Annotated in this window: 19 protein-coding genes and 1 pseudogene; 7 read left to right on the forward strand and 13 right to left on the reverse strand. The window is 72.3% G+C overall.

Annotation, left to right across the window (positions count from 1 at the left end; all coding sequences use genetic code 11):
* Positions 1-9: 9 nt before the first annotated feature.
* The 7 genes from adh to xylB all read right to left on the reverse strand — a co-directional run bounded on the left by adh (position 10) and on the right by xylB (position 9,379).
* On the reverse strand, positions 10-1,533 hold the full coding sequence (gene adh, locus AB5L52_RS37755; protein ID WP_369367891.1) for an aldehyde dehydrogenase: 1,524 nt from the start codon (positions 1,531-1,533) through the stop codon (positions 10-12).
* A 56-nt stretch (positions 1,534-1,589) separates the two neighbouring features.
* On the reverse strand, positions 1,590-2,897 hold the full coding sequence (locus tag AB5L52_RS37760; RefSeq protein ID WP_369369031.1) for a GAF domain-containing protein: 1,308 nt from the start codon (positions 2,895-2,897) through the stop codon (positions 1,590-1,592).
* Between the two features lie 58 nt (positions 2,898-2,955).
* Positions 2,956-3,600, reverse strand: coding sequence for an N-acetylmuramoyl-L-alanine amidase (locus AB5L52_RS37765; RefSeq protein WP_351020288.1), 645 nt, complete (start codon positions 3,598-3,600; stop codon positions 2,956-2,958).
* A gap of 108 nt (positions 3,601-3,708) precedes the next feature.
* Positions 3,709-4,722: an acetamidase/formamidase family protein gene (locus AB5L52_RS37770; protein WP_369367892.1), complete on the reverse strand. Its 1,014-nt coding sequence runs from the start codon at positions 4,720-4,722 to the stop codon at positions 3,709-3,711.
* A gap of 144 nt (positions 4,723-4,866) precedes the next feature.
* The gene (locus AB5L52_RS37775; protein ID WP_369367893.1) at positions 4,867-6,351 is read right to left on the reverse strand and encodes an APC family permease; all 1,485 of its coding nucleotides are present in this window, start codon (positions 6,349-6,351) and stop codon (positions 4,867-4,869) included.
* Between the two features lie 332 nt (positions 6,352-6,683).
* On the reverse strand, positions 6,684-7,889 hold the full coding sequence (locus tag AB5L52_RS37780) for an ROK family protein (protein WP_369367894.1): 1,206 nt from the start codon (positions 7,887-7,889) through the stop codon (positions 6,684-6,686).
* A gap of 35 nt (positions 7,890-7,924) precedes the next feature.
* Positions 7,925-9,379: a xylulokinase gene (gene xylB, locus AB5L52_RS37785; protein WP_369367895.1), complete on the reverse strand. Its 1,455-nt coding sequence runs from the start codon at positions 9,377-9,379 to the stop codon at positions 7,925-7,927.
* A 164-nt stretch (positions 9,380-9,543) separates the two neighbouring features.
* Here xylB and xylA point away from each other — a divergent pair, with 164 nt between their 5' ends.
* Entirely contained in the window at positions 9,544-10,710 is a 1,167-nt protein-coding gene (gene xylA, locus AB5L52_RS37790; protein WP_351020029.1) for a xylose isomerase, read from the forward strand.
* Positions 10,711-10,802: 92 nt separating this feature from the next.
* Here the strand turns inward: xylA and AB5L52_RS37795 are convergent, their stop codons facing one another.
* The gene (locus AB5L52_RS37795; RefSeq protein WP_369367896.1) at positions 10,803-12,257 is read right to left on the reverse strand and encodes an SWF or SNF family helicase; all 1,455 of its coding nucleotides are present in this window, start codon (positions 12,255-12,257) and stop codon (positions 10,803-10,805) included.
* The gene (locus AB5L52_RS37800; RefSeq protein ID WP_369367897.1) at positions 12,254-15,124 is read right to left on the reverse strand and encodes a DEAD/DEAH box helicase; all 2,871 of its coding nucleotides are present in this window, start codon (positions 15,122-15,124) and stop codon (positions 12,254-12,256) included. The genes AB5L52_RS37795 and AB5L52_RS37800 overlap by 4 nt, the downstream gene beginning before the upstream one ends.
* 254 nt (positions 15,125-15,378) lie before the next feature.
* On the opposite strand from AB5L52_RS37800, the gene AB5L52_RS37805 reads away from it, so the two are divergent.
* Positions 15,379-15,561 (forward strand): hypothetical protein, encoded by a 183-nt coding sequence (locus AB5L52_RS37805; RefSeq protein ID WP_351020031.1) that lies wholly within the window; start codon positions 15,379-15,381, stop codon positions 15,559-15,561.
* Positions 15,562-15,845: 284 nt separating this feature from the next.
* Here the strand turns inward: AB5L52_RS37805 and AB5L52_RS37810 are convergent, their stop codons facing one another.
* Both AB5L52_RS37810 and AB5L52_RS37815 read right to left on the reverse strand, forming a co-directional pair.
* Entirely contained in the window at positions 15,846-16,772 is a 927-nt protein-coding gene (locus AB5L52_RS37810) for a hypothetical protein (protein ID WP_369367898.1), read from the reverse strand.
* A gap of 138 nt (positions 16,773-16,910) precedes the next feature.
* Positions 16,911-17,195, reverse strand: coding sequence for a hypothetical protein (locus AB5L52_RS37815; protein ID WP_351020292.1), 285 nt, complete (start codon positions 17,193-17,195; stop codon positions 16,911-16,913).
* Between the two features lie 106 nt (positions 17,196-17,301).
* Here AB5L52_RS37815 and AB5L52_RS37820 point away from each other — a divergent pair, with 106 nt between their 5' ends.
* On the forward strand, positions 17,302-18,207 hold the full coding sequence (locus tag AB5L52_RS37820) for an oxygenase MpaB family protein (RefSeq protein WP_369367899.1): 906 nt from the start codon (positions 17,302-17,304) through the stop codon (positions 18,205-18,207).
* On the opposite strand, the pseudogene AB5L52_RS37825 reads toward AB5L52_RS37820, so the two are convergent.
* Positions 18,184-18,413, reverse strand: a pseudogene (locus tag AB5L52_RS37825) (PadR family transcriptional regulator); the annotation flags it as partial. The gene AB5L52_RS37820 and the pseudogene AB5L52_RS37825 sit on opposite strands and share 24 nt — an antisense overlap.
* A 61-nt stretch (positions 18,414-18,474) precedes the next feature.
* Between AB5L52_RS37825 and AB5L52_RS37830 the strand changes: the two are divergent.
* Positions 18,475-19,230, forward strand: a complete 756-nt coding sequence (locus AB5L52_RS37830; protein ID WP_369367900.1) for an alpha/beta fold hydrolase — start codon at positions 18,475-18,477, stop codon at positions 19,228-19,230.
* A 27-nt stretch (positions 19,231-19,257) separates the two neighbouring features.
* On the opposite strand, the gene AB5L52_RS37835 is transcribed toward AB5L52_RS37830, so the two are convergent.
* A complete protein-coding gene (locus AB5L52_RS37835; protein WP_369367901.1) occupies positions 19,258-19,857 on the reverse strand; it encodes a class I SAM-dependent methyltransferase in 600 nt (199 codons plus the stop codon).
* A 151-nt stretch (positions 19,858-20,008) separates the two neighbouring features.
* Here AB5L52_RS37835 and AB5L52_RS37840 point away from each other — a divergent pair, with 151 nt between their 5' ends.
* The 3 genes from AB5L52_RS37840 to AB5L52_RS37850 all read left to right on the forward strand — a co-directional run bounded on the left by AB5L52_RS37840 (position 20,009) and on the right by AB5L52_RS37850 (position 23,830).
* The gene (locus tag AB5L52_RS37840; protein ID WP_369367902.1) at positions 20,009-20,782 is read left to right on the forward strand and encodes an MHYT domain-containing protein; all 774 of its coding nucleotides are present in this window, start codon (positions 20,009-20,011) and stop codon (positions 20,780-20,782) included.
* Between the two features lie 70 nt (positions 20,783-20,852).
* Positions 20,853-23,393 (forward strand): nitrate- and nitrite sensing domain-containing protein, encoded by a 2,541-nt coding sequence (locus AB5L52_RS37845; protein WP_369367903.1) that lies wholly within the window; start codon positions 20,853-20,855, stop codon positions 23,391-23,393.
* On the forward strand, positions 23,390-23,830 hold the full coding sequence (locus AB5L52_RS37850) for a roadblock/LC7 domain-containing protein (protein WP_351020045.1): 441 nt from the start codon (positions 23,390-23,392) through the stop codon (positions 23,828-23,830). The genes AB5L52_RS37845 and AB5L52_RS37850 overlap by 4 nt, the downstream gene beginning before the upstream one ends.
* Positions 23,831-23,848: the final 18 nt, after the last annotated feature.

The raw sequence follows: 23,848 nt of genomic DNA on the forward strand, positions 1-23,848 counted from the left end.
CTCGGACCTCTAGAAGAAGCCCAGCTTCTTCGGCGAGTACGACACCAGGAGATTCTTGGTCTGCTGGTAGTGCTCCAGCATCATCTTGTGCGTCTCGCGGCCGATCCCGGACTGCTTGTAGCCGCCGAACGCCGCGTGCGCCGGGTAGGCGTGGTAGCAGTTGGTCCACACGCGGCCCGCCTGGATCGCGCGGCCCGCGCGGTAGGCCGTGTTGGCGTCCCGGGTCCAGACTCCCGCGCCGAGGCCGTACAGCGTGTCGTTGGCGATCTTGATGGCGTCGTCGAAGTCGTCGAAGGAGGCCACCGAGACGACCGGGCCGAAGATCTCCTCCTGGAAGATCCGCATCCGGTTGTCGCCCTCGAAGATCGTCGGCTGGACGTAGTAACCGCCCTTCAACTCGCCGTCGTACTCCACGCGCTCACCGCCCGTGAGCACCTTCGCGCCCTCCTGCCGGCCGATGTCCAGGTAGGAGAGGATCTTCTCCAACTGGTCGTTGGAGGCCTGGGCGCCGATCATCGTGTCGGTGTCGAGCGGGTGCCCTGGCTTGATCTGCCGGGTGCGTTCGACCGCCGCCTGGAGGAAGTCCGCGTAGTGACCGCGCTGGATCAGTGCCCGGGACGGGCAGGTGCAGACCTCGCCCTGGTTGAGCGCGAACATGGTGAAGCCCTCGAGCGCCTTGTCCCGGAACTCGTCGTCGTGCGCCCACACGTCGTCGAAGAAGATGTTCGGCGACTTGCCGCCGAGCTCCAGGGTGACGGGCTTGATGTTCTCCGAGGCGTACTGCATGATCAGCCGCCCGGTCGTGGTCTCCCCGGTGAACGCCACCTTCGCCACCCGCGGGCTCGACGCCAGCGGCTTGCCCGCCTCCACACCGAAGCCGTTGACGATGTTCAGCACGCCCGGCGGCAGCAGGTCCGCGATCAGGCCGACCCAGTAGTGGATGGAGGCCGGGGTCTGTTCGGCGGGCTTGAGGACGACCGCGTTGCCCGCGGCGAGGGCCGGCGCCAGCTTCCACGCCGCCATCAGGATCGGGAAGTTCCACGGGATGATCTGCGCGACGACCCCGAGCGGCTCATGGAAGTGGTACGCCACCGTGTCGTCGTCGATCTCGGCGAGCGACCCCTCCTGCGCCCGGATCGCCCCCGCGAAGTACCGGAAGTGGTCGATCGCCAGCGGGATGTCGGCCGCCAGCGTCTCCCGGACCGGCTTGCCGTTCTCCCAGCTCTCGGCCACCGCCAACGGCTCCAGATGGGCCGCCATGCGGTCGGCGATCTTCAGCAGGATGTCGCTGCGCTCCGCCGCCGGCGTACGACCCCACGCGGGCGCGGCCTCGTGCGCCGCGTCCAGCGCCCGCTCGACGTCCTCCGCCGTGCCGCGCGCGATCTCGGTGAACGGCTGCCCGTTGACCGGCGACGGATTCTCGAAGTACTGCCCGCGCACCGGCGGCACGTACTCCCCGCCGATGAAGTGGTCGTAGCGCGCCTGGTAGGAGACGATCGCGCCTTCTGTGCCCGGCGCCGCGTAACGAGTCATGCTGGTCTGCCTCCCGGTGCAGCGCTGCCCGCCGTTGGGCAGCGGTCGGCGTGAGGCTAGGCGTGCGGACGTTGCAAGTACGTTGCGCCGCAGGCTCGTCGCCGTGCCCGGCCGGCCGGTGCCGCCAGCTCGGCCTCCAGTGCGGCGAGTCGGGCGCGCACCGGCGCGGTGGGCCGCACCGCGGCGAGCGCCCGCCACACCTCCAGGTCGTCCTCACCCCAGGGTGCGTGCGCCCAGTCCGCCAGCAGGTCCGGGTCGCGGTGCGCCACGAGTGCCGTCCGCAGCCCGTCGGCGACCCGGTCCCGCAGCCGTACGACCGCCGGCGCCTGCGAACCGGGCAGCAGCGGACCGGTGTACGCCTGCGCCGCCGCCGTGACCGCCCCCGCCCGCAGCCGCCGCTCCACCACGGTGACGTCCGACTCGACCGCGGCGGTGAGCCGGTACGGCCGCGAGCCGAGCAATCCCGCTCCCAACACTCGGCGCAACCGGGCCAGTTCGGCACGCAGGGTCACCGGGGTCACCGACTCGTCCGCGTACAGCGCGCACAGCAGCTCGTCTCCGGTCAGCCCCTCGGGATGCCGGGCGAGCAGCACGAGGATCTCGCTGTGCCGACGGCTGAGCCGGACCCGGCGGCCGTCCAGGACCAGCTCCGCCTCGTCCCGGCCGAGCGCGCCGAGCAGCGGGGTGTCCGGGGCGTTCCGCGGCGGCGCGAGCAGGGCGAGCTGTGCCTCCGCGGCCCGCGCCACGGCCTGTACGAAACCGAGGCTGTGCGGATGCGCCAGCCCGTCCCCGCCGGTGATGTCCACGGCACCCAGCACCCGGCCGGTGCGCGGATCGTGCACCGGTGCCGCCGCGCAGGTCCACGGCTGGACCCGCCGTATGAAGTGCTCCGCCGCGAACACCTGCACCGGCCGGTCCACGGCGACCGCGGTGCCCGGCGCGTTGGTGCCGACCGCGCTCTCCGACCAGCGCGCCCCCGGCACGAAGTTCATCCCGTCCGCCCGGCGCCGGGTCGCCCGGTGCCCCTCGACCCACAGCAGCCTTCCGTGCGCGTCGCACACCGCCAGCAGATGCTCGCCGTCGGCGGCGAACGTGCCCATCAGCTCCCGGAACAGCGGCATCACCCTGGCCAGCGGGTGCTCCGCCCGATAGGTCCCGAGGGCGCCGTCGCTCAGCTCGACGCTGGCGGTGCCGTCCGGCCCGACTCCGGCCCGTGCGCTGCGCCGCCACGACTCCGCCACCACCGACCGCACCGGGCGCGGCACCGTGCCCACTCTGGTGAACGTCTCATGCGCCCGGCGCAGCACACGGACCCGCTCGGCGGGGTCGGCCCCCGGCTCCAGGGCCACCCACGGATCGGTCAACTCGGCCTCCCCGGACGGTGAAACGATGATGTCGGTGCTGCGACCCATCGTCTTGCGGCTAGGCGAAGTTGACCAGTCTGATGTACCGCACCCAGTCCCAATTCGGACCCGGATCGGTGTGGTCGGTGCCGGGCACCTGGTAGTGGCCGATGATGTGCTCTCGGTCCTTGGGGATGTCGTACTTGGTGCAGATCGCCGCCGTGAGCTTGGCCGACTGCTGGTAGAGGGCGTGGGTGAGATAGGCGGGCCGGTCCACCCATCCTTCGTGTTCGACGCCGATGCTGCGGGTGTTGTAGTCCCAGTTGCCCGCGTGCCAGGCGATGTCCGCCTCGTGCACGCACTGGGTGACGTGCCCGTCCCTCGACCGGACCAGATAGTGCGGGGACACTTTCTTGTCCGGGTTGGCGAAGATCGCCAGCGCGTTGGCGTACGTCTCCTGCGTGACGTGGATGATCACGCGGTCGATCGCGAAGGTGTCGGGGCGCTCGGACGCGGTGTAGTTGGAGGTGCTCGCCGGCTGCCACTCCGCGGGCGGGTAGTCGACGGGCGGGGACTGTGCGTCGGCTCGCGGGTCGGGAAGCAGCGCGTAGGGAATGGCGGCGAGTGCCGCACCCTTCAACAGCCGTCGCCTGTCAACACGCGGCTGTGCCGCGTTCGCCGCTCGTGCCGACTCTGTCGGCTGTGCCGGGCCGGCCGGATCCATGTCCATCGGCGGATGCCTTTCAGCGTGTGGGGGTGTCAGAAGTTGTGCGGGGGATTGCGGGGGACGGGGTTCGGCGGGCAGAGAGGCCCCACGGGGACGTGGTCGGCCTCAGCCCCGCAGGGCTCGCGAGGTCTCCCGTAGCCGCGTGTGCACGCCGCGGTACGTCTCGCGGGCCGGCAGCCACTCCTTGCGGAGCTTGGCCACGCACGTGTAGTTCGTGTCGCACACATTGGCCAACGGTGACTCGACCGTCTGGGTTGCGAATTGGTACGCGTCCGGCGCACTGAACCCGTAGTCGCGCACCAGCCACTGCACCAGGTCGAGCTGGGATATCCGGAACGCGTCCTCCAGCGGGCGGGCCGAGCCGGTCGAGATGATGTGGGTGTCCGACTCCAGCCGGGGCCACGGCGTGGCGACGTCCTTGAGGAGGTCCACGACCACCACGGTGTGCATCGCGCACTCCACGGCCACGCCGCAGGTCTCGCCCTCGCCCTGCCGGGCGTGTCCGTCGCCGAGGCTGAGCAGGGCGCCCTCGACGTTGACGCCCAGATAGCAGGTGACGCCGGCCCGCATCTCGGGCGTGTCCATGTTCCCGCCGTGGGCGTCCGGGACCAGGGCCGAGCGCACCTCCAGACTGGCGGGGGCGACGCCCACCGTGCCGTGCATGGGGTCCATGGGCAGCTCCACCTCGATGTCGCTGTCCTGTGCCTGGAACAGGGCGGTGCGGCGCGCGCGGTCCAGCTGCCAGATCCACACGCGCTCCGGCAGCGGGGGCTGCAGCGTGGCCGTGGTGTGGGTGGAGGTGAGCGCGCCGAAGAGCGGGACCGTCGTCGAGGCCGCCCAGTCACGGGCCGGTTCGATCGACACGAAGTGCACGGCCACGGTGTCGCCGGGCTCGGCGCCCTCGATGTGGAAGGAGCCGGTCTGCGGATTGAGGAACGGGAACTCGCAGACCTCGGAGACGAGGTCCTTCTCTGAGCGCACCCGCCCGGCGAAGCAGTCCTCCGTGTACAGGTCGAGGACCGTGCCGGGCGCGATCCGTGCCACGGGCGGCGCGCCGCCGAACGTCCAGGCGTATGCGTCCGGTTCCGGGCGCACGGTGAGGATTCGGGGATCGGTCATCGTCGGGGTGGTCCCTTCTGACGGGTCGGTCGGTGGGACGGGGTCCCGCGGCTGCGGCTCCATCGCGCGCGGGCTTGCGGAGGGTGGCTCATCTGCGTGGCGTCGGTGGGCCGGCGGGGAGGCCGTGGGCGGGGCGTGGGCAGGTCAGCGCGGCACCGTCCCGTCCTGTCGGTCGCCGGCCGGGTCGTACGCGTCGAGGTGCACCCGCGCGGTCTCGGCTATGCGGTCGGGGTGACGGCGCATCAGCACGAGGAGCACCACCACGCCCACCGCCATCCAGACGCCGACGAGCGGGCCGGCGTAGGACACCGGGGCCGTCAGCCCGGTGACGAAGTCGAACACCGGAAGACCGGCGGCCGTCAGCAGGGCCGGGACGAAGGCCACCGTGCCGAGCACCGGGAACAGCAGATGCCGTAGCGGCTTGAAGGTGGCCCGGCCTGCCCGCAGGAAGTAGCCCGCACAGGCGAGGTTCACGACGATGTAGACACCGACGACGACCGTGACGATCACCGTCGCGAGCAGCAGGAACGCGGTCACGGGGTCGTAGCCGAAACCGAGCCCCAGCACCGCCCCGACCGCCACGACGGTCTGCAGCGCCATACCGGCCACGGGGGAGCGGTGCCGGGGGTGGAGCGTGGCGAGCAGGCGGGGCAGGACCCGGATGCGGGCCAGGGCGAAGGCCGTACGGGTCGAGACGGTGGCGCACGCGTTGGCGTTGGCGATCGTGGAGTTGATCACCGCCAGGAAGACCAGCACCCAGAACAGGCCGAAAGAGGCCCGGGCGACACCGTCCCAGGAGGCCGCCCCCGAGGCGCCGAACTTCGCGAACCGGTCCGGGCCGAAGTAGACCGTCATCGCATACGTCGTGATCACATAGAACAGACCGATGCCCAGGGCCGCTCCGAGGACCGCGCGGCGCATCGTCCGCCGTGGGTCGCGTGTCTCCTCCGCGAGCGGCGCCGCCGCCTCGAACCCCGCGAAGGCCAGCACCGTGTACACGGATCCCGCGAACACGCCGCTGATCCCGGCGTACCCGTCGGCGGTGTGCGAAGTGCCGAACACCGACAGGGTGTTGGCGTCGCCCGCCCTGCCGATGAGCAGCACCGCGAACACCAGGAAGACGACGATCTCGAAGACGCCGAGGACGGTACCGAAGCGGGCCGAGGCGCGGACACCCAGATAGCCGGCGACAGCGATCACACCGGCGCCCGCCAGGGACCACGGCCACCAGAGGTCCGCCGGATACGAGGACCACTCCTCGTGCAGCGTCCCCGCCGCCGTGAAGCCCAGCTGCAGGAGCAGCAGCGGGGGGACCAGCATCTCCACGAAGACGTAACCCCAGCCGACGAGAAAGCCGACCGCGGGATGCAGGCCGCGCGCCGCATACGTGGCCACCGAGCCCGCCGCGGGCAGCTCCCGGGCCAGCTCGGCCACGCAGGAAGCGGTGAACAGACAGGCCACCAGTGCGATCAGCACAGCCAGCGGCAGGCTGCCGCCCGCGAAGGCAGCACCGGCCGGAATCGACGCGGCCACCGCTGCGGCCGGCGCCATCGCCGTGACGCTCTGGAACAGCACCTCGCGCAACCCGACGGCGTCGCGGCGCAGCGCCCCGGCCGTGTCCTCGTACATGTCCGTCCCCCGATGTCCGTCAGCCCACTGTCACCCGATGCGTGTGAAGTACCGTCAACCGTCAGCCACCACCAGCCGTTCTTGACGGCCCAGCGGCTGCGCCTCGCGTGAATCACGGTACGGCGCAGGTGGGTTGCGCAGAAGAGCCCGCACCGGTTCCGTGGAGAAGCCCCTGCTTGTGGAAAACCCGGCCACCCGATCAGGCGAACATCGGCCGCCACCGGGCCGTTTGTCCCCAGCCCGGCGACAGTCCCTCCCGCCTGTCGTGCTCCCCGCTGAGCCTCAGGCCCTGGCTCTGGCCCTGGTCCAGGTCCTGGCCCTGACCCGGGGTCTCAGGATCGTTCCGCCACCACGGCCGGATCGTCCAGTACGCCCCGGACGACCGAGTGCGCCGCGCCCAGCAGGGGGCCTTCCGGGCCCAGCCGGGACACCGTCACCGGGCAGGGCGGGCCCGCCGTGCGGCTGGTCAGCTCCGTCTCCAGGGACGGCAGCAGCCAGGGGGAGAGACCGGCCAGGGCACCGCCGAGGACCACCGTCTCGGGGTCGAGGAGATTCACCGCCCCGGTCAGCGCGATCCCGAGTGCCGCACCGGCGTCCCGCAGGGCCGCCCGTACGCTCGCGTCGCCCCGGTCGGCGTGCCCCGCGAGCAGGCCCACCAAGTCCTCGCGCGGCTCCAGCCCGGCGGCGCGCAGCACCGCCTCCTCGCCCGCGTACTGCTCCAGGCAGCCCCGGCCGCCGCACGGACACGGCGGCCCGTCCGGCCGCACGGGTACATGGCCCAGCTCGCCCGCGAAGCCGCGGGTGCCGCGCAGCAGCGCGCCGTCCACGACCACCGCCGCGCCGATGCCGATCTCGGCCGACACATGCAGAAAGTCACGCGGGGTGCGCTCGCCGAGCCACAGCTCCGCGAGCGCACCGAAGTTGGCCTCGTTGTCCACCATCAGCGGCCAGTCGCCGGGCAGCAGGGCGCCGAGGTCGGCGTCGTGCCAGTCGAGGTTCGGGGCGCGGACGACCGTACGCCCGTCCCGGGCCACGAGTCCGGGCACGGCGACCGCGAGCCCGGCGGGCCACAGCCCCTCCCGTTCCGCCTCCGCGACGACCCGGCGCACCAGCTCGGTCAGCTCCTCGACCACCGTTGCGGGCGCCCGGCCCCGGTTCGCCCTGTGCCGTGCGGCCCGCGCACGGACCGTGCCGCGCAGGTCGACGGCGCACACCGCGAGGTGGTCGACGCCGATCTCGGCTCCGATCCCGGCCGGACCGAGGCCGCTCACCGTGAGCGGCGACCCCGGCCGGCCCACCCGGCCCGGCCGCTCCGGGCCCAGCTCCTCCAGCAGTCCCCACCGGATCAGCTCGTCCACCAGCGTCGACACCGCCGCCCGGGTCAGCCCGATGCGCGAGGCGACCGCGGCCCGCGACAGCGAACCCTCGGCGCTGACGGCATGCAGCACGCGGGCCAGATTGCGCCGGCGTATGCCCTGCTGGGTGTCCGGCAGGGCGCGGCCGTCCGGCGGGCGGGCCTCGTGCAGCGGTGCGCTCATGCCTGAAGTCGATCCTCGGTGTCTTCCGCCCGGTGTCATGCGCGCGGCGTGGTCTCCATCCCCCGGTCCAGCAGCGGGGCCGCGTCGGAGAGTACCCCGGTGATCCGCTCCAGCGTCTCCTGGTCCCGCTCCACGGCCTCCAGCACCGGGCCCGCGGCCGTGTGCCAGCGGCGGGCCACGGCGGCCGGGTCCTCGCCGGTCAGCAGGCCGGCGGCCTGCGCCGCGGCGCCGAGTGCGACCAGTTCCCTGGCCTCCGGCACCTGCACCGGCCGCCCCGACAGCCGCCGTACCGTCTGCTGCCAGGCCGTCCCCCGTGCCCCGCCGCCGATCAGCATCAGCGGGGTGCTGCGGTCCGCGTCGTCGTCCAGGACCAGGTCGAGCGCGCCGAGCAGCGCGTGGACGGCACCGTCGTACGCGGCCTGCAGCAGTTGCCCGGCGGTCGTGTCGTGGCGCAGGCCGTGCAGCAGACCCGAGGCGTTCGGCAGGTTCGGCGTGCGCTCGCCGTCCAGGTACGGCAGCAGGGTCACCGAGCCACCCGACTCCACCGCCTCCCGGTCCAGGCCGAGCAGCGCCGCGACCCGGTCCACGGCGAGCGTGCAGTTCAGCGTGCAGGCCAGGGGCAGCCAGTCCCCGTGCGCGTCGGCGAACCCCGCCACCGTGCCGGTCGGATCGGCCGGGCGGCGTCTGGAGACGGCGTACACGGTGCCGGACGTGCCGAGGCTGAGCACCGGGGTGCCGGGCCGCAGGCCGAGGCCCAGGGCCGCCGCAGCGTTGTCGCCGGTGCCGGGGGCGACCAGCGTTCCCTTGGAGAACGGCAGGTCATGGCTGTCGCGCACGGTGCCGGCCACCTCGCCCGGCCGTACCACCCGGGGCAGCAGCGCCGGGTCGAGACCGACGTGTGCGAGGGTCTCCGCGTCGTACGTCTCCGTCCCGGACGCCCACCAGCCGGTGCCGGACGCGTCGCCGCGGTCGGTCGTGCCCTGCCCGGTCAGCCGCTCGGTGAGGTAGTCATGGGGGAGCCTCACCGCCTGCGTCGCGCGCACCGACTGCGGCTCGTGCTCGGCCAGCCACGCCCACTTCGTGACGGTGAACGACGCACCGGGCACGCTGCCGGTGCGCTCCGCCCAGGCCTTCGGGCCGCCCAGTTCCTCCACCAGGCGGCGGGCCTGTGGTGCCGAACGGACGTCGTTCCACAGCAGCGCCGGACGCACCGGCTCGCCCTGTTCGTCCAACGTGACCAGGCCGTGCTGCTGGCCGCCGATCGACACGGCCGCCGCCTCGTGCGCCGCGTCGCCGCACTGGCGCAGGGCCTCGCACAGCGCCTCCCACCACTGACGTGGATCGCTCTCACGGCCCGCGCCGCAGGACACGGTGTGCGGCGCCTGGCCGCTCGCCACCACCTCGCCGGTGGCCGCGTCGACGACCAGTGCCTTCGTGGACTGGGTGGATGTGTCCACGCCGACGACGAGCGGACCCTCGGCTGCTGACATCGAGCTCTCCCTTTTCCGCGATGTTCCGCGACTCTGCGGGGACAAAGACATGGGGACAAAGACATTGGGGGACAAAGACATCTTGTCTCTTCCCAGCGGTGCGAGCGCATACTAATTTGTAAACGGCCATGACGAAATAGTCGTACGCAGCGAGGAGCCGTGGCATGAGCTTGCAGCCCACCCCCGAGGACAGGTTCACCTTCGGCCTGTGGACCGTCGGCTGGCAGGGAAGGGACCCGTTCGGCGACGCCACCCGCCGCGCCCTCGACCCGGTCGAGACGGTGCAGCACCTGGCCGAGCTCGGCGCCTACGGGGTGACCTTCCACGACGACGACCTGATCCCCTTCGGATCCTCGGACACCGAGCGCGAGTCGCACATCAAGCGGTTCCGCCAGGCCCTGGACGCGACCGGGATGACCGTCCCGATGGCCACCACGAACCTGTTCACGCACCCCGTCTTCAAGGACGGCGCGTTCACCGCCAACGACCGCGACGTGCGTCGCTACGCGCTGCGCAAGACGATCCGCAACATCGACCTGGCGGTCGAGCTGGGCGCGAAGACGTACGTCGCCTGGGGCGGCCGCGAGGGCGCCGAGTCCGGTGCCGCCAAGGACGTACGCGCCGCCCTCGACCGCATGAAGGAGGCCTTCGACCTCCTCGGCGAGTACGTCACCTCCCAGGGCTACGACCTCCGCTTCGCCATCGAGCCCAAGCCGAACGAGCCGCGCGGCGACATCCTGCTGCCCACCGTCGGCCACGCGCTGGCCTTCATTGAGCGCCTGGAACGCCCCGAGCTGTACGGCGTCAATCCGGAGGTGGGCCACGAGCAGATGGCGGGGCTCAACTTCCCGCACGGCATCGCGCAGGCGCTGTGGGCGGGCAAGCTCTTCCACATCGACCTCAACGGCCAGTCCGGCATCAAGTACGACCAGGACCTGCGGTTCGGCGCCGGCGACCTGAGGGCCGCGTTCTGGCTGGTCGACCTGCTGGAGAGCGCCGGCTACGACGGGCCGCGCCACTTCGACTTCAAGCCGCCGCGGACCGAGGACCTCGACGGCGTGTGGGCATCGGCGGCCGGCTGCATGCGCAACTACCTCATCCTCAAGGAGCGTTCGGCCGCCTTCCGCGCCGACCCGGAGGTCCAGGAGGCGCTGCGCGCCTCACGGCTGGACCAGCTCGCCCAGCCGACCGCGGCCGACGGCCTGCAGGCCCTGCTCGCCGACCGCGCCGCCTTCGAGGACTTCGATGCGACGGCGGCGGCCGCGCGCGGCATGGCGTTCGAGCGTCTCGACCAGCTCGCGATGGACCATCTGCTGGGGGCACGGGGCTGAACGTGGAGAGGGGCGGGAGGGCTGCGGTGCGCGCCGCCCTCCCGTTCTTCCCCCACGACCGAGGAGACCCTCAGCTCGGATCTGGCGATACGTCAGATGCCTTCTGTGGTCTGTGAATCGGCGGCGAGCTGCGCCGTGGCGAGCGCCGTCGTCGGATCACGGTCCGGAGCGCCCGCGGGGACCCAGCGGCCTTCCTCGTCGCGATACGGCCACCAGCGGCCGTCCCGGTCGAGGCGCAGCTGGACCCGTTGGCCCGGGGCGGTCCACCGGTTGCCACTCCTGTGGAACGGCGGCCGCTCGTCCGCCTCCCAGGCCGCTTCGAGTGCCGCACGCGCGCGTGCGAGCGCCAGACCCTCCACCTGCCACTCTTCGTCGAGCACGGCCAGCGCCGCCGCACCCCCGGCACTCCAGGCCAGGACAGCCGTCGCCAACCCGGCTCGGCCGCAGCCTGATTCCTCGGCGAGTCGTTCAATGACGGCGCCGGAAGGCGCGCCGCACGCGAGTCGTACGGCGTCCTGGGCGGCCGTGACGCCGGCCCTGTCCCAGGGATCCGAGCGGAGGGCCGGCGGAACCGGGCGGAGACCGTCGGCTTCCGGGCGGAGATCGTCGGGATCCGGGCGGAGACCGACGGCTTCCGGGCGGAGGACCTCCGGATCCGTGCGAGGGACCCCCGGATCCGTGCGAGGGACCCCCGGATCCGTGTGAGGGACCTGCGGATCCGTGCGGAAGGTCTCCGCAAGGATCCGGTACGCCTCCACGGCGGTGCGGCCCGCCAGGTGCTCCAGTGCCACGGCATCGATCCCGGGCGCCGGTGCCGTCCCGGCGGTGAGGGGTGGCGGCGTGCCCGGTGCCTGCGGCAGTCCGGGCAGCTCGGGCAGCCGAGGCAGGATGTCCCCGTCGGCCCACGCCTGAGCCGCGTCGACCCCTGCGATCCCGGGTGCGAAGGGTGCCATGCGGGACGTCGCACTGCGCAGATGCAGTTCCGCCAGGAACGCCTCCTTCTCGCGCCCGCGCAGCAGCAGAAGCAGAAACGGATCCTCGTCCAGCAGCCGGGCCGCCAGGTGACACAGCGCTGCGGTGTGCCCGCAGTGATCCCATGACCCGCAGTCGCACTCGGGCTCCAGATCGCCGAGGCCCGGCAGCAGCTCGACACCGCCGACCGTGGCGTCCTCGATCAGATGCGGTGGCAGCTCCCCGTCGAGAAGCGCGGCCAGGTGCCCGGCCTGCTCCACGGTCACGTCCAGCAGCCGTCCCCACTCCTCCTCGGACAGCTCCGACAGGAGAACGTCGGCCCGGTGGGCCGCGCCCCCGGGTTCGCGTACGACGGCGGTGACCCGGCCCGGCCGCACGGTCACCGCCCCCACACCGCCCGCGCGGGCGAGCCGCCGGCCCGCCTTGACCGCGGCACCGTCCAGGGCGGCGTCCTCCAGGGCCCGCAGCCAAGCGCGCCCCCACCAGGTCTGCGCGAATCCACGCCCGCGCGCGGGTGGCGGCGCGGTGATCGTGCGCTCCCTCGCGCGGCCGTGTTCGTCGTCGTAGCGGCTCATCGCGCTTCCTCCCGCAGTTCCACCAGCGCGGCCAGTTCCGCGTCCGTCAGCTCCGTCAGCGCGGCCTCGCCGGTGCCGAGCACCGCGTCCGCCAACTCCCGCTTGCGGCCGAGCAGATCCGCGATCCGGTCCTCCAGGGTTCCCTCGGCGATCAGCCGGTGCACCTGCACCGGGCGGGTCTGCCCGATGCGGTACGCGCGGTCGGTTGCCTGGGCCTCGACCGCCGGATTCCACCAGCGGTCGTAGTGCACGACATGCTCGGCCCGGGTGAGGTTCAGGCCCGTCCCCGCGGCCTTCAAGGACAGCAGGAACACCGGTACCTCGCCGTCCTGGAAGCGCCGTACCAGCTCCTCGCGCGCCGTGACCGGGGTCCCGCCGTGCAGCAGCAGCGAGGGCACCCCACGGGCCGCCAGATGCCGTTCGAGCAGGCGGGCCATCCGCACGTACTGCGTGAAGACGAGCACCCCAGAACCCTCGGCGAGGACTGTGCCGAGGAGTTCGTCGAGCAGCTCCAGCTTCCCCGAGCGTCCGGACAGCCCTGGCTCGTCCTCCTTGAGGAACTGCGCCGGGTGATTGCAGATCTGCTTAAGCCCGGTCAGCAACTGCACGATCAGGCCCCGGCGGGCCATGGCGTCGGCTGCCGCGATCCGGTCCAGCGTCTCGCGCACCAGCGCCCCGTACAGTCCCGCCTGTTCGGACGTGAGCGCCACCGGGTGATCGCTCTCGGTCTTCGGCGGCAACTCGGGGGCGATTCCGGGGTCGGACTTGCGCCGTCTCAGCAGGAACGGCCGCACGAGCTTCGCGAGCCGCTGTGCGGCGGCGGGGTCGAGGCCGCTCTCGACCGGTTGTGCGTAGCGGGCGCGGAAGATGCCGAGGCGGCCCAGCAGGCCGGGAGTCGTCCAGTCGAGGATGGCCCACAATTCGGTGAGGTTGTTCTCCACCGGGGTGCCGGTGAGCGCCACGCGCGCGCGTGCTCCGATCGAACGCAGTGCCCGCGCGGCCGCCGAGTAGGGGTTCTTCACGTGCTGCGCCTCATCGGCCACGACCATGCCCCAGGGCTGTGCGGCGAGCCGCTCGGCGTCCAGACGCATCGTGCCGTAGGTCGTCAGCACGAACTCCCCGTCCCTGACGGATCCGAGAGTGCGCCCGGGCCCGTGGAACCTGCGCACCGGCACACCCGGAGCGAACCGCTCGATCTCGCGCTGCCAGTTGCCGAGCAGGGAGGCCGGACAGACGACGAGCGTGGGTCCGGCGGCCGAGGCGTCCGTCTGCCGGTGCAGATGCAGCGCGATCAGGGTGACCGTCTTGCCGAGGCCCATGTCGTCGGCCAGGCAGCCGCCCAGGCCGAGGGAGGTCACATGGGCGAGCCAGTCGAGTCCCTGGAGCTGATACGCGCGCAGGGTGGCGGCCAGTCCGGGCGGCTGCCCCACGGTGTGTCCCGCCCCGGTGTCCGCGAGCCGCTCCCGCAGCCGCTCCAGCCACCCCGACGACCGTACGTCGACCTCGTGGCCGTCGACCTCCGCCGAACCCGTCAGAGCGGCGGCCAGCGCCTCGACGGGGGTGAGAGTGCGGCCCTGGCGGGTCCGGGCCTGGTGTGCCTGCTGTGGGTCGACCAGGACCCATCCGTCGTGCAGTCGCAGGAGCGGACGCTTCGCCTCCGCGAGCCGGTCCAGCTCCTGGCGGGACAACTCCCGCCCGCCCAGCGCGAACCACCATCTGAAGCCGACCGTGGCGTCCGACGAGAGCAGCGATGCGGGCCCCGCGGCATACCGAGGGGCGGACGTGCCGTCCTCCGGCGGGCCGACGGTCGCGTGCGTCGTGAGGTCCCGCGACAGCTCCTTCGGCCAGTGCACCTCGACTCCCGCCGTGGCCAGCGCCCGGGTGCCCGCGCCCAGCAGTTCGGCGATCTCGTCGTCGGCGAGTTCCACGGCGTCCGGTACGGCGGCGGAGAGCAGCGGCGCCAACGGCGGCCAGGCGTGGGCGGCGCGACGCAGTGCCAGCAACGCGTCGGCACGCGCGCGTGGACCGTCTGTTTCGTGTACAGCTTCCGTACTGGTCCACAGGGCGGCTGCGTCCAGGACGTCTGCCGCTCCGCTCACGCCGTGCACCTGCGGTACCGCCCGGAACCGGACCGGAGCGTCGTCCCCCGCTGCGGCGTCGTCGAGCCCGTCGACCTCCACGCGCAGCGACAGCCGCACATCCGCGTCATGGCCGGCGGCGATGTCGTCGGCCCACGCCCGCAGGGCGGGCAAGTGCTGCGGCTCGTGCGCCGCGAAGGCGGGGCCACCGGTCACCGACTGGGCCGCGGGGGAGCGCGGGAGTACATCGGCGACCGTGTCCAGGAAGGCGCGCAGGAGCCGCTCAGGCTCCGGCAGCCGAGGTGGCTCTTCGGCCGCGAGCGGTATCGCATGCGCTTCCGGAGGCATGGCGGCGGCGAGTTCACGGATCAGCTCCGCGTCCCGCGCGGACAGCGGGGCCACCCGCCAGACGTCGTGATCGCCTGGGGAGAGCCCCGGTAGCAGCAGGCCCCGCGCCAGGAAGTGCAGGGCCAGTTGGCAGGCGGCACCCCAGAAGGCGGTCGAGCGGTGGTTCTGGGGCAGCGCACGCGCGCGTGTGAGCAACGGCAGGGCACGGTGCGCGGGCAGCAGGAGCACGGGCGTGCGGACCGGCTCGATGCCGCCGTCCACCGCGGGCATCACGACGTCCAGTTCCGCCGGAGATCCGTCGGCGACGATGGGAAGGACCGCACCGTCCCACCGCCAGAATGCGATCCGGCTCGTGCGAGCGGGGTCGGACGGCAGGAACGTCGTACAGCATCGGGCCAGTTCGGGGAGCTCGGAGGGTGGTGCCGTGGGAAGGGGCTGCACAGCTCTTGCGCACTCCTCAAATTTGACTAATGAGTCGGAGTCGCCGAGGGTACAGCACGGCGAGGATGACCCGGCATACTGGCGTCGTGATCCAGGCCACTTCACAATCTGTTCGACGGCGGAGGGTCTCACCGACCAGGAACCCACTAGGGGTGGGCCTCAGGGACGCCTCAGGGCCGGGTTCCGGAACTGTGCGGACCTGAGGGCCGTTTTCACGGCAGAGAGCGGCAGTGGCCGTGAAGGAGGCGACGCTCATGTCGAACAACGCGAAGATCGCCGTCGGGGGTGTGGCGGTCGGGCTGATCCTGTTGATCTGGCTGCCCTGGTGGGTGGCGTTCCTGATCGTGGTCGGAGTTCCGGTCGCCGCGTATCTGGCGCTGGACCCCGCACAGCGGCGCAGGCTCCGCAGGGTCACCCGCAAGGAACTCGGCCGCTGAGGGGCGGGCGGAGGCCCCTGGAAGGCTCGCGCAGTCGGCCGCGGGGCCGGACCGGTTTTGGGCTGGTCCGGCTCTCGCGGGCGACGCCTGACCCCTGAGGCGGGGGTGCCTCGGCCTCTGAGGGCCGGTGTTGGCTCCGAAGGATGCGCCTGGCGTGGGGCGCCCGGCCCTGCAGGGCGCGTGCCTGGCTTGGGGTGCCTGGCACGGGGCACCTGGCACTGGAGGGCAGCCCCGACACGCCGTTCCCCGGAGCGCGGCACCGCACCGCGTAGTGGCGTGCGGCCTCAGATGGGGCGTACGGCCATCTTGTCGAGTGCCTCCAGCAGGCCCGGCAGCTCGGGGCCCCGGCCCACCGGCAGGACCTCGCCCGGCTCGTCGTCGAGCAGGACGAAGGCGATGTCGTCGGTGCGGGCCACCATCGACCAGCCCGGGCCGTCGGCGCGCAGCGTACGCGCGTCTCCCGGGGCGAACGACGAGCGCACCCGGCCGAGTGGCGGCGGCGAGTCGACATAGGCGCGCGCCTCCGCGAGCACCCGCCTGACTCCCCGGTGGCCGCTCTGTGGCACGTCCTGCGCGCCCTCCGGCGACGGCTCCTCGGCCTTCTCCTGCCCTTCCGGGAGTCCTCCCGGGCTGTCCTGCCCTGCGGGCTCCTCCGGCCCGTCCGGAGCCTTCTGTCCGTCCGCCGCCTTCTGCCCGCCCGGCACGGAGAATTCCTCGTCGTTGATCTGGTCGCGCCATGCCGCCCACTGCAGCGCTATCTCGTCGGCGCCCAAGCGGCGCTGGGCCGGCCCCCAGGCGCTGGTGTCCGGCGGGCTCAGCGCAGGCCGGTCCGCCACGTCGGGAGCGGGATCGTGCGGGGCGGGGATGCCCGGAGCCGCGACGGCGACCGCCAGCGGCCAGCCCGGCAGGGCGGCCACGACCGCGCGCTCGTCCGGCGACAGCTCGTACTCCATGCCGCAGTCCCAGGACGCGATCGCCACGGCGACCAGCGAGACGTCGTCGATGACGACCGTCCAGCGCGCGCCGTCGCCGTCCTGGCCCAGCACCAGGCCGTACCCGTCGGCGTGCGGCACGAGTCCCAGCGCCGCGCACGCCTCCGGATAGTCGTCGCCCAGAACGCTCGGAAACTGTGCCGGCGTCAGCAGCACCGCCGTCAGCACGTACAGCGCATCGTCCGCGGCGGCGACGGCCTCATCGTCGGTCCGGGCCATCCCTGCCTCCCCAGTGGTTCGTCCAACGGCGCGCACCCTAGTGCGAGCGGAAGCCGCTTGTCACGACTCCTCACACCACGCGGACCTGCAGGTTTCCGCCTGGACGGGGGCGAAACGACCACAGTTGGCGGGTCTTCCTCACTCCATGGGCAGCCCGAGGAGGTCGCGGGCCACTGCCGCGGGCGGTTCGTCACGCTCCCGGGCCAGCGCCACGACGGCACGGCAGGCCAGTTCGCTCACCCCGAACGACAGTGCCTCCGGAGACACCCAGGCCGCGGCCTCCTCGATCCGCTCCTGATCGTCCTCCGCGCGGGCCACGACGTAGACGGCCGCCGCTTCGAACAAGTTGTGTGCACGTCTCTCCCGCGTGCCCGTCGGCTGCGCGGGCGTGGCAGTGCGGAGTCTGCTGGCGTACCTGCGTATCTGGCCGAGCACGCAAATCACCCTCCCTGAACGGCGTCATGTCGACGCTCATCTGCTGTCATTCAACGTAGAGTTGAACTTTCTGCGGCAGAAGGGGGAGGGCGCGGTGAAGCGCTTCGAGCGGCTCGGGCAGATCCGCCGGCTGGATCCGGTGGCGGACGCGCTGGAGATCTACCGGCTCAGTGCGACCTTCGAGTTCCCGTGGGACTACACGCGCGCACTCGAACTGGCCCTGTACCGCACCTACGCCGTCCCCAGCATCGGGCGGCTGCTCGCGGGGACGGCGGAGCTGACGGAGCGCACACAGAAGCGGTACGACGACACCGCGCTGCTCCTCGACACCATCGTCGAGCACGGCTTCGTCGCCGAGGAGGGCCGTACCGCGATCCGCCGCATCAACCAGATGCACCGCAGCTACGACATCAGCGACGACGACATGCGGTATGTGCTGAGTACCTTCGTCGTGGTGCCCCGGCGCTGGATCGACGCCTACGGCTGGCGGCGGCTGTCCCGGCACGAGGTCGTCGCCGCCACCGAGTACTACCGCACCCTCGGCCGGCACATGGGCATCCCCGACATTCCGGAGACGTACGAGGAGTTCGAGACCCTCCTCGACACCTACGAGCGGGAGCACTTCGGCTGGGACGAGCGGTCCCGGACGGTCTCCGACGCCACCCTCGACCTGATGGTGTCCTGGTATCCGCGCCCTCTGGCGCCCCTGCTGCGCAAGGCGATGCTCGCCCTGTTCGACGAGCACCTGCTGCGCGCGTTCCGATACCCCCGGCCCGGCGCGGGCACCACGGCGTACGTGCGCCGTGCTGTACGCGCGCGTGGCCGGCTCGTCCGACTGCTGCCGCCGCGCCGCTCCCCGCACTTCGCACGCCAGAACTGGGAGATCAAGGGCTACCCGGGCGGCTACCGGGTGGCCGACCTCGGCACTCGCCCGGTTCCCGGGCCCCGCGGCTGCCCAGTGCGGCACACGGACAGCTCAGCGGCCGGCACCGTCGAGTGACGCCAGGGTGTCGCGCAGCCAGGCCGGCTCGGCCCGGCTGGTGGCACGCGCGCTGAGGAGCACACCGCGCCGGAACGGGTCGTCCGACTCTTCGGCGCGCATGGTCCGGTCCCCGTCGTAGAAGGAGCTCGTCGGCGTTTCAGTTCGGTGCCGCCCTCATCGGTCAGCCGCAGCACGTGGCGCGGGGCCGCCACCGCACCGGTTTGCCGTCATACCTCGATACCGAAGTATCGTCCGGAGCACAGGATGGCACCAGGGAGGGGCGCTATGAAGCAGGCCGTGTTCGACGACGAGGGAAGCCGGATCCGCTGGACCGAGGTGCCGGGCGCGGAGCCCGCGCGGGTGTATCTGCACGGGCTTGGCTCGATGTCCGCCGTCTACCACGCACACATCGCGGCCCGGCCCGAACTCGCGGGTCGGCACAGCCTCTTCGTGGACCTGCCGGGACACGGCATCAGTGACCGGCCCAGTGCGTTCGGATACACGCTGGAGGAGCACGCCGACGCGGTGGCGGCCGCTCTGGACGATTCCGTAGTCCGCGGTGCCGAGTTGATCGGGCACAGCATGGGCGGCGCCGTGGCGATTGTGCTCGCCCACCGGCGGCCCGACCTTGTCTCCCGGCTCGTCCTCACGGAGGCCAACCTCGACGCCTTTCCGCCGCTCACGGCCGCCAGCAGCGGAATCGCCGCATACGAAGAGGACGATTTCGTCGAGAGGCAGCACGCGCGTGTGCTGGAGTCCGTCGGCCCGCTGTGGGCGGCCACCATGCGCCTGGCCGACCCCCGCGCCCTGCACCGCAGCGCCGTCGGGCTGTGTCAGGGTTCCGCTCCTGTGATGCGCACGATCCTCGAAAAGTTGCCCGTCGAGCGTGTCTATCTGCAGGGCGAGCTGAGTGGTGAACTGGAGGGCCGGGAGAGCCTGGAAGCCGCCGGGGTGCGCGTGGTGACGGTGCCCGGCGCCGGGCACAACGTCATGTTCGACAACCCCGACGCCTTCGCGGCGGCCGTGGCCGGAACGGACTGACCCGCCCGGCCTGCGCCGTTACGACGGTCAGTTCGCGCACGTGGCGAGCGCGAGAAAGCGGTTGTCCTCGTCGACGTACGACGTCATGCTCCACCCCGAACGGATCAGCAGCGGGGCGAGGTTGGCCTCGGCGCGCAGATCGCCGGGGGTGATCTGCCGGCCCTGACGTGCCGCCAGGGCCGCGCGCCCGATGGGATGGAACACCGCGAGCGTGCCACCGGGACGCACCACACGGGCGAGCTCCCGCAGGTTCGCCTCCGGACGCGGCAGATGGGCGATCAGGCCGGCCGCGAACACGGCGTCCAGGGACTTGGACATGAACGGCAGCGCGGCGACGTCCGCGCGCAGCAGCCGGCCGTCCCGGTCCCGGCCCGCCCGCACGGCGGCCTCGAGCATCGCCGGGGTCAGATCGGCGCCCAGCACCACCCCGGACGGGCCCACGGCGGCCCGCAGCGGTGGCAGGGCGCGTCCCGTGCCGCAGCCCGCGTCCAGCACCCGGTCGCCCGGCCGCAGTTCGAGATCGGCGACGGCTGCCGCGTAGGCGGGACCGTCGTCCGGGAACCGGCTGTCCCAGTCGGCCGCTCGGGCGGTGAAGAAATCCTGCACATGTGTGTGGTCATCGCTCATGCTCGGCATGATTCCTCACCGTCGCGGGGGATACGTAGGCGCACATGTTCGAGCCGGACTCGATCGTTCCGTCGCATCCGTCTGTCATATTCCAACAGCTTTCGAAATGCGCCCCCTTCGCGCGCCCGTGCCCCCCTAGCGTCCTTTGGCCATGGGACACCTGGACCACGCAGCCTTCGGCTGGCTGACCCCCGTGCTGTCATACGTCATGGCCTGTATAGGCGCCGCGCTCGGACTGCGCTGCACCGTCCGCGCGCTCGCCACCACCGGCCGTTCGCGCCGCAATTGGCTCGTCACCGCGGCCTCCGCGATCGGAACGGGCATCTGGACCATGCACTTCGTGGCCATGCTCGGCTTCCGTGTCAGCGGCACCGACATCCGCTACAACGTGCCGCTGACCATCCTCAGCCTTCTCATCGCCGTGGTCGTCGTCTGCGTCGGCGTCTTCGCGGTCGGCTACAGCCGGGACCGCAACCGGGCGCTCCTCCTCGGCGGCCTCACCACCGGACTGGGCGTCGCCAGCATGCACTACCTGGGCATGGCGGCCGTCCGGCTGCACGGCGACATCAGTTACGACCCCGTCCTCGTCGGTGTGTCGGTGCTGATCGCCGTCGTCGCGGCGACCGCGGCGCTGTGGGCGGGCCTCAACATCAAGTCGCCGCGCGCGGTCACCGTCGCCTCCCTCGTCATGGGAGCGGCCGTCAGCAGCATGCACTACACCGGGATGTTCGCGGTGAGCGTGCATGTGGACCCGTCCGGCCAAACCCTTCCCGGGGCCACGGCGATGCAGTTCATCTTCCCCCTCGCCGTCGGCCTCGGGTCCTATCTCTTCATCACCTCGGCCTTCGTCGCCCTCTCGCCCACGGCCGACGAGCGCGAGGCCTCCGCCTCCGCCCAGCGGCCCGTCGAGAGCTTCGCCCGCTAGCGGGAGCATGGGCCGAGCGCCCCGACCCACGTCCCGAGCGAGCCCATTCCACTCACCGAGCGAGGAGGCCATGCGCCCACCCCGTGCTACCCCGAAAGCCGGCACTCCGGCGCGCCCGCCGCGCGGCCGCCGCGCACACGCCGGACCGCCCGCAGCCGAGGGAACCGACCGCCCGCTCGGCACACCACCGGCCAAGGCACGCACGCGTGCGAATCGCCGGCACCTGCGCCCCCGCACCGTGCGCGCCAAGGTGGTCAGCCTGCTGATGGTGCCGGTCGTCTCGCTGCTCGCCCTGTGGGCGTACGCCACCGTCACCACCGCCCAGGACGTCGCCCGGCTGCGGCAGTCCCAGCGCATCGACGCCGAACTGCGCACCCCGGTGGCCACGGCCGTCGCCGCCCTCCAGGCCGAGCGCACCGCAGCCGTGCGGTACGCGACCGCGCCGGGCGCCGACGACGGCAGCGACGTCCAGAGCCTGGCCGCCCGCACCGACGGGGCCGTGGCCAAACTGCGGCTCGGCCGCGACAACACCGTCGCCGACACGGAGGAACTGCCCGCCGGTGTCTCCGGGCGCCTCGACACCTTCGTCTCCGGTGCCGAGCGCCTGCGCGCACTGCGTACGGCCGTACTCGACCACAAGGCCGGCTGGGACACGGTGTACGCGCAGTACACGAAGACCATCGGCGCGGCCTTCGCCGTGGACGGCGCCCTCACCGGCATTCAGCAGGCCGACGTCGGCTCCGACGCGCGCGTGCTGCTCGAATTCAGCCGGGCCGCCGAGGCGCTGGCCCAGGAGGACACCGTTCTCGGCGGTGCGCGGGCTGCCGGGCAGCAGCAGGGCGAGCGGCTACGGCTGTTCGGTGCTGCCGTCGCCGCACGCCGTACCCTCACCGAGGCCGCCGTCTCCGATCTGCCCGCCGCTCAGCGCGCCGCGTGGCAGCACCTCGCGGAAAGCGATTCCTACACCGCCCTCGGCGGCGCCGAGGACAAGATCCTCGCCGCCGGTCCCGGCGCCAAGCCGGCCACCGCGGCACCGCAGGCTGCCTGGGACGCAGCCCACGCGCGCGTGCAGGACGGCATGCGGGACATCGCGACAGACACGAGCCGCGTTGTCGCCGGCCGCGCCGACCCGGTCACGCGCGGCCTGCTCAGCCCCGCCGGTGCCGCTGTGCTCCTCGGCCTCGCCGCGGTCGCCGCCTCACTCGTCATCTCCGTACGCATCGGACGCGCACTCGTCGTCGAACTCGTGAGCCTGCGCAACGACGCCCTCGAGATCGCACGCCGCAAACTCCCCGAAGCGATACGCAGACTGCGCGCGGGCGAGGAGATCGACATCCAGGCGGAGGCGCCCGCCGGACCACCCGCCGAGGACGAGACAGGTCAGGTCGCGGAAGCCCTGACCACGGTCCACCGCGCGGCCCTGCGCGCCGCCGTGGAGCGCGCCGAACTCGCCAGCGGAATCTCCGGTGTCTTCGTCAACCTGGCCCGCCGCAGCCAGGTGCTGGTCCATCGCCAACTCAGCCTCCTGGACAGCATGGAGCGCCGTTCGGACGATCCCGACGAGCTGAGCGACCTGTTCCGCCTGGACCACCTCACCACACGTATGCGACGGCACGCCGAGAGCCTGATCATCCTCTCCGGCGCCGCACCCGGCCGGGCCTGGCGTGTGCCGGTGTCTTTGACGAACGTCGTACGGGCCGCCGTGTCGGAAGTCGAGGACTACGCGCGCGTGGAGGTGCGCCAGCTCCCCGAAGCCCATGTCATCGGCGCCGCCGTCGCCGACCTCACCCACCTGCTCGCCGAACTCATCGAGAACGCCGCCCAGTTCTCACCGCCGCACACGCGCGTGCGCGTCACCGGCGAACCCGTCGGCAACGGCTACGCCCTGGAGATCGAGGACCGTGGACTCGGCATGGGCGCCGAGACTCTCGCCAAGGCCAATCGCCGCATCGAACAGTCCGAGGCCCTCGACCTGTTCGACAGCGACCGGCTCGGCCTCTTCGTGGTCAGCCGGCTCGCCTCACGGCACGCCGTCAAGGTGCATCTGCGGCCCTCCCCCTACGGAGGCACCACCGCCGTCGTCCTGCTGCCCACCGCCCTGCTGCACAGCGGTGTGGCGGAACGCGCCTCCCATCAAGGCGAGCAAGCCCGTCACGAGCCGGAACGCGAGTACGCGCGTGTGCCCGGCACGAGCCCGCGCCAGGAATCCGTCGTCGCCCGCTCGGACCGGCCCGCCCTCGCCGCCACCGCTCCCAGCCCGCACGGCGCCGCGGAGGAATCGGCTCGGCAGGCGACCTTCGACGAAACCCCGCCCCCCGGAGTCACCGCCTTGAGGCTGCACCGACCGCCCCAGGACTCCGAGACCACCGACGACCTCCCACGCCGCGTGCGCCAGGCAAGCCTCGCTCCCCAACTCCGGCAACAACGCCCCGAAGCACCGTCGTTGGAGACCGCACGGCACGACGACGAACGGCGCACCCCCGAACTGGTACGGGACCGCATGACGGCCTACCGCGACGGCTGGGCGCGCGGCGGCGGCAGACAGCCCGGTCGCGGCAGCGCCCCGCAACCCGAAACGGGCAGAGACAGCAGCGAAGGAGACCCGGCATGATCCAGGACCCGAACACGAGGGCCGCCGGCCAGGGCTCCGGCGAACTGGACTGGCTGCTCGACGACCTGGTGATGCGCGTGAACGAGGTGCGGCACGCCGTCGTGCTCTCCAACGACGGTCTGGCCGTCGGCGCCTCCACCGGCCTCGCCCGGGAGGACGCCGAACATCTCGCCGCCGTTGCCTCCGGCTTCAACAGTCTCGCCAAGGGCGCGGGACGGCACTTCGGAGCGGGTGGCGTGCGGCAGACCATGGTCGAGATGGACGACGCGTTCCTCTTCGTGGCCGCCGCCGGCGACGGCTCCTGCCTCGCCGTCCTCACCGCCGTCACCGCCGACATCGGACTGGTCGCCTACGAGATGGCACGCCTGGTCAAAAGGGTCGGCGAACACCTCTACACAGCACCGCGCGTCACCGCGCAGCCGCCGGCCGCCGGATGACCCCGAAAAGGCGGCACC

It is taken from the genome of Streptomyces sp. CG4, from assembly GCF_041080655.1.
Lineage (GTDB): Bacteria > Actinomycetota > Actinomycetes > Streptomycetales > Streptomycetaceae > Streptomyces.